This is a genomic window from Tenacibaculum sp. M341 (assembly GCF_004337695.1).
Lineage (GTDB): Bacteria > Bacteroidota > Bacteroidia > Flavobacteriales > Flavobacteriaceae > Polaribacter.
This window is the reverse complement of record NZ_SJXJ01000001.1, coordinates 374,622-385,561: the sequence shown is the minus strand read 5'-3', so window position 1 is coordinate 385,561 and position 10,940 is coordinate 374,622. Positions and strand designations below refer to the sequence as shown.

Here is a 10,940-nt window from a genome sequence, read left to right as displayed (position 1 = left end):
ATGAAAACAATTAAATTATTAGCTTTCTTATTTATTTCAAGTTTAGCATTTACAGGATGTTCTGATGACGATGATGATCACGGTGGTGATGATCACGATCACGAGGAAGAAGTGATTACAACTTTAACGTACACACTTACTGACGGTACAGATACTATTACATTAACTTTTGAAGATTTAGATCCAGACGATTCTGTTGATGGAGTTGCTACTGTATCTGGAAACTTAAAAGCAAATACTGATTATACAGGTGAATTAACTGTTTTAAACAAAACTGATAGCGATGATCCTGCACACATTCAAGAAGAAATTGAAGGTGAAGCTGAGGAGCATGAGTTTTTCTACACAACTACTGTAGCAAATGTTACTATTTCTAAAACTGATGAAGATGGAAATGGAAATCCTTTAGGTTTTACTACTAATTTAGTAACTGGTGCTGCTGGAACAGGAACTATTACTGTTGTTTTAAAGCATGAGCCTAAAAAGCCAAATGATGGTTCTGTTGCAGATGCTGGTGGTAATACTGATATTGAAGCTACTTTTACTGTTGAAGTAGAATAATTTCACCAATATTTCAAAAACTTTAATAAAAGAGCTTCATATGAAGCTCTTTTTTATTTTTATACTATCACAGCCGTGATATTCCAAAAAACATGAAATATAATGGAGGTTAGAACTGACTTAGTTTTACTATATAAAAAGGCGGATATCAATCCTCCAAAAAAAGCTATGTAAGTCAAATAAAAACCTTCATTTGAATTTAGTATGAATAAATTATTGAAAGGTAGATGAATTAAAGCAAATAACACAGCACTTAAAAACATTGCTCTATTAGCTGTTATTTTTTCTTGTAAATAATCTTGAATATAGGATCTAAAGAATAGCTCTTCATACAAGGGAACAAAAAAAGCTACACTTAAAACACTTAATTTAAAAAACGCTCCGTACCCATTAAACTCATATATCAATTGAAGACTCTCACCTGTAATGACATTATAAAAATTACTTAACGGAATTTGTACAAAAACAAATACGATACCCAATACAGCTGCTACTAAAGACCATTTTACACTAAAAAAATCTAATAAGAACCTAAACCTTCTGTTTTTTGTAATGTAAACAAAAAACAAAATTAACATACAATGAACTAAACTTTGAATTAAAATATAATATTGATTGTAATAATCAACTTCTAAATTCACAAAATAAAGCCAGCTACTTATAGCTTCCATCATTAAAACATATAGAAATGTATCTTTAAAAGCATATAAGATTTTAAAAAAACGCTCTTTCAATTCAAATAAATTTTAATTATTTGTTAAGATACTATAGAATATTCATTTCTTAATGCTTTTTTATTCAAAGTTATTTTTAAATTTATATTATATTATGTATACTTGTAAAAGTATTTAATCAGTCAAATAAATATCAAACTGAATCTTTTTAGAAAATATATCGCATTTTTAGGAATTATAGCTATAATAGCTCCTTCTTTAATTCAATTGCATCATGCATTTGAAGATCATGATCATGGTCATGTGGTATGTACCTCTAAAACTGAAAAACATTTTCATGAAGGTGACGAGAGTGATTGCTCAATGATGCACTATCAAATGGAAATTAATGCTACTGATTTTAATATTGCTTACGAAATATTACCAAAATATTTTGTTCCAACTAATTTTAATGAGTTACCATCAGATAAAAAAAATGTAACTCTCATAAGAAAATCTTCTCGGGCACCACCTATCACTGCTTAATTTTTGGTAAAATAAATTAATAATACATTGTTATTAATTACTTAGTAACATGTTTTTTCTAAGTATAAAAGACTACATATAGTTACTATATTTCTTTAGAAGTTATTAAAACAAACGTATTAAATTAATTTATAAAGCCTTTGACCAATAACAAATTATAAAAGAGATTATAATATTGGGATTTCTGGCATGTACCAAATCAATTTCCTTACTCAGGAACCGTCGCAAGTTCATAAACTAATACCTGAACATGATACGTATAATATGGGAGTATATACTATCATTACTGAGTTGTTTTTTAATGGTTTAATTTTTTCAGCAGGTTATTAGATATAGGGTTGAGTTTTGAAATTCAGGTATCTAGCCAGAAACTTCCAACTGATACTTTGCAACTTACAAAATTAAATGCAATAAATTAAATTTAATTGCTATAATTATAAATTTTGTAGAATATCATTTTCCTTGTATAAACAAAAAAACTGCCTTCAAAAGGCAGTTTTTCATTTATAAATACTTTTTAATTACTTAGAATCTAAATCTAATCATTTAAGTTATTGTCTTATGAAGGCTTATTTGTCGTTTCTCTTTTATATAAAGATGAATCGATAATCACTTTTTCAATCTCTTTATCGTTATTCTCTAATCTACTCAATAGTAATTCTGCTGCTGTCCTCCCTACTCTCTTACCGTGCTGGTTGATAGTTGTCATACTTGGCGTTAAATGCTCAGATATTGTTCTACCTGCATATCCTACCAAAGCAAGCTTACCACTGTCTAAGATATCTTTCTTTTTACCTACTCTAAAAGTAGCTAAAGAAGCCTCTTCATCTAATGCTATAATTGCATCAATGTCTTCACTCTCTATCATCTTATCCAATTCTTTCTCTACCCTTTTTTCTGGTCCGGTAATAATAATTGGTTCATGTGAATCTTTAATGGCATCTTCATAACCTTTAATTCTTAATTGCCCAACACTTAAATTATGAATGGTAGCTGCTAATGCAATTCTTTTTCTACCCATAAATTGTAATTCTTTTACAGCATTTAAAACAGCTTCATAATCATTTACCATTACTTTATCACATTTAACATCATCAGAAACTCTATCAAACATTAATAAATTAGTGTACTTAGAAATATTCGTTAAATGATCATAGTTTTCTAACACTTGTGTTTCTTCAGAAACCGCTATAATAATAGCATCAACCAAACCATTTGTTAATGCTTGTACATACTGAACCTCTTTTTTATAAGATTCATTAGTAACACAAATGATAATGTTATAATCAGTTTTTGCAACCTCATTTTCAATACCACGCAAAGCTCTTGATAAAAAGAAATTTTTAATACTAGGTAATATCACTCCGATAGTACTTGCCCTACCCGATTTTAAATTAATAGCTGTTCTATTTGGTTTGTAATTGTATTGCTTAGCTGCTTCTCTAACTCGTTCTTTAGTAGAAATACTAATTTCATGGCTATCATTCAATGCTTTAGATATCGTTGAAATAGATACATCAAGCATTTTAGACAGTTCTTTAAGTGTTATATTCTTCATTTATTGATTAGATTATATCGAATTACGAAATAAAAATACAAGAAAATCTTAATTTGTATCCTACAAAACATTTAAACTTCATTTTTATATTATTAAATCTTTAACTCAATTAACTGTATTATATTCAAAAAAACACTGAAAAACAAACGATTAATTAAAATAAGTGACAAATAAAATTTAACATTAATAACTTTATACTAATCTTTTGTTTAAACGCTAAAAACAATTTAATAATTTACTAAAAGTAATTTGGGATTCATTTAAAATAATTAACCTTATTTATCTGTTTTTATGAAACTTAATCAAAAAATTATCCCAACTAAAAAATTCATTGTTACTACGTTAACATTAGCAATGAGTGCTACTTTCAGTAGTTTTTGTATGGCACAAGAAATACAAAACAACAACTCAAAAGAAACAAAAGGTTTTTCTTTTGAAATTAAAAAAGATGCAGAACACAATCCTAAAAAGTATTCTAAAGCAGCCAAAAAATCCTCTTTTTTGGCTAAAGACATTTTAGTTTCTCGTGCTATTCTTCCAGCAGCTAGTTTTGCTGAAGGTCCTACATCTGGTCAATATATTGGTGCAACTTCTATTAATGAGCAAACTATTCCGTTTATCAATAAACAACCAATACAAGGTTTTTCTTCTGTATTAAATAACTACAACGGAACATTTACCGCTTTATCTGATAATGGTTTTGGTAGTATTGAAAACTCTGCTGATTATAATTTACGTTTATACACTATAAAACCAAGATTTAAAAGTGTTTTTAGCTTTGGTAAAAAGAAAGGAGATATTAAAGTTTTAGATTTTATAGAACTTAAAGATCCAAATCACTTAATCCCTTTTGCTATTGTAAACCATTTTACTGATGATAGAGTATTAACTGGTGCCGACTTTGATATTGAATCGATTCAGCGTACTAAAAATGGTGATTATTGGATTGGTGATGAATTTGGTCCATTTTTACTTCATTTTAATAAATATGGTGTGCTTTTAGATGCTCCTTATGCTTTGCCTGATTTTAGTGAACCTGGTAAAGAACTTAGAGCTCCTCAAAATCCGTATAACGAAGAAATTAGTGCTTTACGCGTAATGAATGCAATGCGCGCACATGCGAAAGCAAACGGAAGTAAGGCACCTGTAATGTCTCCTTGGTTTGTAATGTTAGATGATAACAATGCTAATACAACTGTTGGAAGTAGAAACAATGCTCCTGAAAGTTTAAAAAATGCTTCAAGTGAGTTATTCAATGTTACTTCATTAAACAAAGCTGGACATGACGTAGTTGTGTATACAGTGAATGATTCTGAAAACATGAATTTACTTTTAGAATTGGGTGTACAGGGAATTATTTCTGATCGTCCTGACCTTTTATTAACAGCGGTTGAAAATTTTGACGGAGATAACAATGGTACTCCTGATTATTTAGACGCTAATGGTTTAATTGATGTTACTAAATTTGATGCTCAAGGTCATAGAGGTGCAAGAAATCTTCGTCCAGAAAACACAATACCATCAATGGAGGCTGCATTAGATTATTTAATGCCAACTTTAGAAACTGATACTGGTATAACCTTAGATGGTGTACCTGTTTTAGATCACGATCCACATATTGAGGCTGCTAAAACACGTAAATTAGATGGTACTGCTTACGAATTTAATGATGAAGTATTGGTGAAGGATTTAACATTGCAAGAAATTCAAAACACATTTATTGCTGATAAAATTCTTGATGGACGACCAGTACAAACAAACGATTTAGCTTTGTCTCCTGTTTCGGTAGCTTTTGCTAATGAAAAAGGATTTATCAGTCCATATATTATGCCTTCACTTCAACAACTTTTTGATTTTGTTGCTTTTTATGTAGCATATTATAAAAATGGTGCTGGTAAAAATCATGCTGATGCTACTAAAAGATGGAAAAATGCAGCTAAAGTTCGTTTTAATATTGAAACCAAGATTAATCCAAGAACTGATGTTGATGATCGTGGCGATATTTTTGCAGAAAGAACTGTAAATCCTGAAACGTTTACAAAGGCTGTTGCTGATGTTATTGTTGCTAATAATTTACAAGATAGGGCTGATATTCAAAGTTTTGATTTTAGAACTCTTTTATTAACTCAAAAACTATATCCTGCAATTAGAACTGTATGTTTATTTGGTGATTTCCCTAAAGTTGGTAGTGCTGGTGACGGAACTAACTTACAAGATCAGAATGGCGAAAACACACCTTGGTTAGCCGGATTGTATTGGCCATATCGTCAAACAAAACTTACTTCTCAATTTAAAGTACCATCTAGTGGTGGTTTTGAAGGAATGGCATTAAGCAGTAATGGTAAAAAATTACTTCCTCTACTTGAAAAACCTTTGACAAACTCAGAAAACAACAACCTTTTAATTCATGAGTTTGATCTTAAAACAAAATCGTATACAGGTAAGCAATTTCAATATCCGTTGAATGAAAAAGCTGCAGCTATTGGAGATTTTATCATGTTTAGTAAAAAACGTGGTTTAATTATAGAAAGAGATAATTCTCAAGGAGATTTAAACGGATTTAAAGCTATTTACGAAGTTGAATTATCACCAAACAAAACTAAAGTTAAGAAACGTTTAAATCTTGATTTATTAGATATTAATGACCCTTTTAGAATTTCTACAGGTTTAAACGGCGATGTAGGTATTGGTAATAATTTTGCTTTTCCTTTTGTAACTATTGAAAGCGTTGTTGTTTTAAATCCGTTTTTAATAGGAGTTTTAAATGATAACAACTACCCTTTTAGCGTTGGAAGACATGTAGGAAAACAATTACCAGACGATAATGAATTTATTTTAGTTTGGTTAGATCAACCATTAGGTAGAAAATGGAAAAAAGATACTTTAAATAACTACAAGAAGAAACAAGAAGAAGTGAATGTGTATCCTAACACTTTTAGTGATAAAATTACTTTTTCTAATGACACTTTTTCAAAAAACACAGTGTCTATAGACATATATGATATCTCAGGAAAATTAGTTACTAAATTGGTTGATTCAAATGAAAACAACAACGGTTTTAACTATACTTGGAACGGAAAGAATGATCTTGGAAAAGAAATCAATACTGGTATTTACATTGCAATCATCAATGTTAATGGCGAGTTAATCAAGAAAAAAATAGTAAAAAAATAATTCAACTCTAAAGTATTTTACAAACTTTAGTATTCAATTTATTTGAGCAGTTCAATAGTTATTGAACTGCTTTTTCTTTTTAATTTTGCAGCGCTATAGCAATCAAACATGGATAACAACTATATTTTTACTTCTGAGCGTCTCGGTTTTAGAGATTGGAAAAACACTGATCTTTCACTTTTATTTGAAATGAATACAAATGAAGAAGTAATGCAATATTTTCCCACAAAACAATCTAAACAACAGTGTGAGGATTTTATTACTAGAATGCAAAACCAACTTCAAAAACTTAACTTTTGTTATTTTGCTGTTGAATTGATTACTACAAAAGAATTTATCGGTTTTATCGGTTTAAATGAACAAACCTATGAAGCAGATTTTAATCCGTCTATTGATATTGGTTGGCGTTTATTGCCTAAATTCTGGGGAAAAGGTTTTGCAACCGAAGGTGCTAAAGCTTGTTTAACATACGGATTTGATCATTTAAAACTTAAAGAAATTGTTTCGGTTGCTCCTGTTATTAATACACCTTCTATTGCAGTAATGGAAAAAATAGGAATGCAAAAAGTAAAAGATTTTAATCATCCATATCTTACAGAGTATCCTACACTTGAAAAATGTGTGTTGTATAATACATCAAATTCATAATATTAAATAGAAAAATGTTTTTGTTAATAATGTGAAATTTATAATTCAATTTTACAGTAACAAAAAACACTCATAATCGTCTCTGATTTTAGTAACCAAGTTTTAAAATTCAAAGATGAAGGATAAATTAATTCCTCAATTGTTCATTATTTTCTTAAGATATTTAATGGGCTTTGCTTTTGTATTCAATAGCATTAAAAAAATAAAAGGAAACAGATTTACCACTGAAAGTGGTGCTGAAAATCCTATTGATAGTGCTTGGCATTTTTTTGAAACCTTATATGAGTCTGGGATTTATTGGAAATTTTTAGGTTTAGGTCAATTAATTGCAGGGCTACTATTAATAACTCAACGTTATGCCAAATTAGGAGCTGTTATGTTTTTTCCTATTATGGCTAATATTTTTGTAATTACCATATCCTACGATTTTAGATACACCTACGTTGTTACAGCTTTAATGTTATTGGCTAATATATTATTACTTCTATGGGATTGGAACACTTTAAAAGTGTTAATAAATCTCAAACCAACTGTTTCTAATATAAAAAGATTAGAAGATCATAAAGTTTGGAGTATTATCGGTTTAACCTACTTATCTTGTTATTTTATTGCTGCATTAATTGCTAATGATAATGCTGCTTATATTTTACTTTTAAGTTTTGCAGCTATTAGTATTTTCGGGTTTGTTTTTGGAATACGAAACAGAAAAGCTTATTAGTTTTATTAGTGGAAACTAAGTATCAAGAATTAAGTACTGAGTATTGAAAAATATCTTTTTAAGCTTAAAGTTCCTTGCTTAAAAGTATAAGCAACTACATAAACAATTTGTTTCTTAAATTTAGCATTCAATATTTACAAATGGATAAACAACAAATCAACGAGATATTAGAAGAAAAGCATCAAATGTTATTCAATTGGATAGCTGAACAACCAACAGAGAAATGGTTATCTCATCCAGAAGGAAAATGGACCGCTGGTCAGCACATTGCTCATTTAGTTAACTCAATAAAACAAGTAAATTATGCTATGAGCTTGCCTAAATTTATATTAAAATATAAGTTTGGTAAAGCAAATAGATCTGTAAGAACTTATAATCATATTGTTGAACGATACGATGAAAAACTTGCTAAAAATCAAGAAAAAGCAAAAGCTTTTAACTCAAAATTAAAAGTCCCTCCTTTAAAACAGCGAGATCAATTATTAGCAACACTTTTAAAACAACAAAAAAAGCTTCAGAAAAAAACAAACAAGTGGTCTGATAAAGATTTAGACAACATTATTTTACCGCATCCACTAATGGGAAAAATGCCCGTTAGAGAGATAATTATGTGGACTGCACACCATACAGAACACCATACAAAAGATTTAATTGAAAACTACTAACGAAAATGCTATATTTGTGCCTCAAAAATGTAGCAGACATCAATGTTTAATAATTTAAGTGAAAAATTAGATAAGGCGTTACATACGCTGAAAGGTCATGGTAAGATAAATGAAGTTAACGTAGCTGAAACGTTGAAAGAAGTTCGTAGAGCTTTATTAGACGCCGATGTTAACTTTAAAATAGCAAAGCAATTTACCAACACAGTAAGAGAAAAAGCGATGGGACAAGACGTACTTACTACGTTAAATCCTGGGCAATTAATGGTTAAAATCGTAAAAGATGAATTAACCGATTTAATGGGTGGTGATACTGTTGGTATAAACCTTGGTGGTTCTCCAACTGTTATTTTAATGTCTGGTTTACAAGGATCGGGTAAAACTACTTTTTCTGGTAAATTGGCCAACTACTTAAAAAACAAAAAAACAAAACAAGTATTATTAGTAGGTTGTGATGTATATCGTCCTGCCGCTATTAATCAGTTACAAGTTGTTGGAGAACAAATTGGTGTTGAAGTATATGCTGAAGAAGGAAATAAAAATCCTGTTGAAATTTCAACAAACGCTATCAAACATGCAAAAGCCAATGGTAAGAATGTAGTTATTATTGATACGGCTGGTCGTTTAGCTGTTGATGAAGAAATGATGACTGAGATTTCTAACATTCACAAAGCTATTAAACCACAAGAAACATTATTTGTTGTAGATTCTATGACAGGGCAAGATGCTGTAAATACAGCAAAAGCTTTTAATGATCTTTTAAATTTTGACGGAGTTGTTTTAACAAAGTTAGATGGTGATACAAGAGGTGGTGCTGCATTATCTATCAAATCTGTTGTAGATAAGCCAATTAAATTTATTGGTACAGGTGAAAAAATGGACGCTATTGACGTTTTTCACCCAGATCGTATGGCTGATCGTATTTTGGGAATGGGAGACGTTGTATCTTTAGTAGAACGTGCTCAAGAACAATATGATGAGGCTGAGGCTAGAAAACTTCAAAAGAAAATTGCTAAGAACCAGTTTGGTTTTGACGATTTCTTAAGCCAAATTCAACAAATTAAGAAAATGGGTAGCATGAAGGATTTAGTTGGAATGATTCCTGGTGCTGGTAAAGCCTTAAAAGATATTGATATTGATGATGATGCTTTTAAAGGAATTGAGGCTATTATTCACTCAATGACTCCTTCTGAAAGAACTAAACCATCTATTATCAACGCAAGTAGAAAGAAGAGAATTGCTAAAGGTTCTGGAACTTCTGTTCAAGAAGTGAACCAATTAATGAAGCAGTTTGATCAAATGAGCAAGATGATGAAAATGATGCAAGGTGGTGGCGGAAAACGCATGATGCAAATGATGAGAGGAATGCGTTAATAATTTATTAGAAACAAGATAATATTGGTGGTTTAGAAATTTCGAAGCCACCTTTTTTGGTTGTAAAACCAGTATAAACAACAACACACAACACAACAACAATGATTTTATTAGACGGAAAAAAAACATCAGCAGACATTAAAGAAGAAATAGCTTTAGAAGTTGGTGAATTAAAAAGAAATGAGAAAAAAACACCTCATTTAGCAGCTATTATAGTTGGTAATGATGGTGCTAGTTTAACATACGTAAATGCAAAAGTAAAAGCATGTGAGCGTGTAGGTTTTGAATCTACTTTGATTCAATTATCTGAAGAAACTACTGAGGAAGAATTATTGAATGAAATTGAAATTTTAAATGTTGATAATGACATTGATGGTTTTATCGTTCAATTACCTTTACCTAAACATATTGATGAACAAAAAGTTTTAATGGCAGTTGATCCTGAAAAAGATGTTGATGGATTTCATCCTGAAAATGTTGGAAAAATGGCGTTAAACTTACCTACATTCATTTCGGCAACTCCGTTTGGTATTTTAGAGTTATTAGAGAGATATAATGTTGAAACATCTGGTAAAAATGTAGTGGTTATTGGTAGAAGCCATATTGTAGGAAGTCCTATGAGTATTTTAATGTCTCAAAAAAGAAAAGTAGGAAATGCTACTGTAACCTTAACACATAGTAGAACTCAAAACTTAGAAGAAATTACTAAAAAAGCAGATATTGTAGTTGCAGCAATTGGTATTCCTGAGTTTTTAAAAGCAGATATGGTTAAAGAAGGTGTAGTAGTAATTGATGTTGGTATTACTCGTGTAGCAGATGCTTCAAAAAAGAGTGGTTTTAGATTAGTTGGTGATGTTGCTTTTGAAGAAGTAGCAGCTAAATCTTCTCATATTACTCCTGTACCTGGTGGTGTTGGTCCAATGACAATAGCAATGTTATTAAAAAACACATTATTAGCAAACAAAAGAAGAAATAAATAATTTTATTGATTCTTAATGATACTCAAAAGGATTGAATTTAAAATTCAGTCCTTTTTTACTTTATCT

The 10,940-nt window shown here is 30.0% G+C and carries 10 protein-coding genes; 8 read left to right on the top strand and 2 right to left on the bottom strand.

The features are described from left to right. Entirely contained in the window at window positions 1-561 is a 561-nt protein-coding gene (locus EYW44_RS01600) for a type 1 periplasmic binding fold superfamily protein (protein WP_132721723.1), read from the top strand. A gap of 59 nt (window positions 562-620) precedes the next feature. On the opposite strand, the gene EYW44_RS01595 is transcribed toward EYW44_RS01600, so the two are convergent. Continuing rightward, window positions 621-1,295: a CPBP family intramembrane glutamic endopeptidase gene (locus EYW44_RS01595; RefSeq protein ID WP_132721721.1), complete on the bottom strand. Its 675-nt coding sequence runs from the start codon at window positions 1,293-1,295 to the stop codon at window positions 621-623. Window positions 1,296-1,502: 207 nt separating this feature from the next. Here EYW44_RS01595 and EYW44_RS22055 point away from each other — a divergent pair, with 207 nt between their 5' ends. After that, entirely contained in the window at window positions 1,503-1,760 is a 258-nt protein-coding gene (locus EYW44_RS22055) for a hypothetical protein (RefSeq protein WP_165872133.1), read from the top strand. A gap of 559 nt (window positions 1,761-2,319) precedes the next feature. On the opposite strand, the gene EYW44_RS01590 is transcribed toward EYW44_RS22055, so the two are convergent. Next, window positions 2,320-3,318 (bottom strand): LacI family DNA-binding transcriptional regulator, encoded by a 999-nt coding sequence (locus EYW44_RS01590; RefSeq protein WP_132721719.1) that lies wholly within the window; start codon window positions 3,316-3,318, stop codon window positions 2,320-2,322. Window positions 3,319-3,609: 291 nt separating this feature from the next. On the opposite strand from EYW44_RS01590, the gene EYW44_RS01585 reads away from it, so the two are divergent. The 6 genes from EYW44_RS01585 to folD all read left to right on the top strand — a co-directional run bounded on the left by EYW44_RS01585 (window position 3,610) and on the right by folD (window position 10,874). Next, the gene (locus EYW44_RS01585) at window positions 3,610-6,492 is read left to right on the top strand and encodes an esterase-like activity of phytase family protein (RefSeq protein ID WP_132721717.1); all 2,883 of its coding nucleotides are present in this window, start codon (window positions 3,610-3,612) and stop codon (window positions 6,490-6,492) included. Window positions 6,493-6,600: 108 nt separating this feature from the next. After that, on the top strand, window positions 6,601-7,140 hold the full coding sequence (locus EYW44_RS01580; protein ID WP_132721715.1) for a GNAT family N-acetyltransferase: 540 nt from the start codon (window positions 6,601-6,603) through the stop codon (window positions 7,138-7,140). A gap of 115 nt (window positions 7,141-7,255) precedes the next feature. Beyond that, window positions 7,256-7,858, top strand: coding sequence for a hypothetical protein (locus tag EYW44_RS01575; protein WP_132721713.1), 603 nt, complete (start codon window positions 7,256-7,258; stop codon window positions 7,856-7,858). 140 nt (window positions 7,859-7,998) lie between these two features. Beyond that, window positions 7,999-8,523, top strand: coding sequence for a DinB family protein (locus EYW44_RS01570; protein WP_132721711.1), 525 nt, complete (start codon window positions 7,999-8,001; stop codon window positions 8,521-8,523). A gap of 42 nt (window positions 8,524-8,565) precedes the next feature. Further along, a complete protein-coding gene (gene ffh / locus EYW44_RS01565) occupies window positions 8,566-9,894 on the top strand; it encodes a signal recognition particle protein (RefSeq protein ID WP_132721709.1) in 1,329 nt (442 codons plus the stop codon). Between the two features lie 101 nt (window positions 9,895-9,995). After that, complete coding sequence (gene folD / locus EYW44_RS01560; protein ID WP_132721707.1) at window positions 9,996-10,874, top strand: bifunctional methylenetetrahydrofolate dehydrogenase/methenyltetrahydrofolate cyclohydrolase FolD; 879 nt, start codon at window positions 9,996-9,998, stop codon at window positions 10,872-10,874. The last annotated feature ends 66 nt before the right edge of the window (window positions 10,875-10,940 follow it).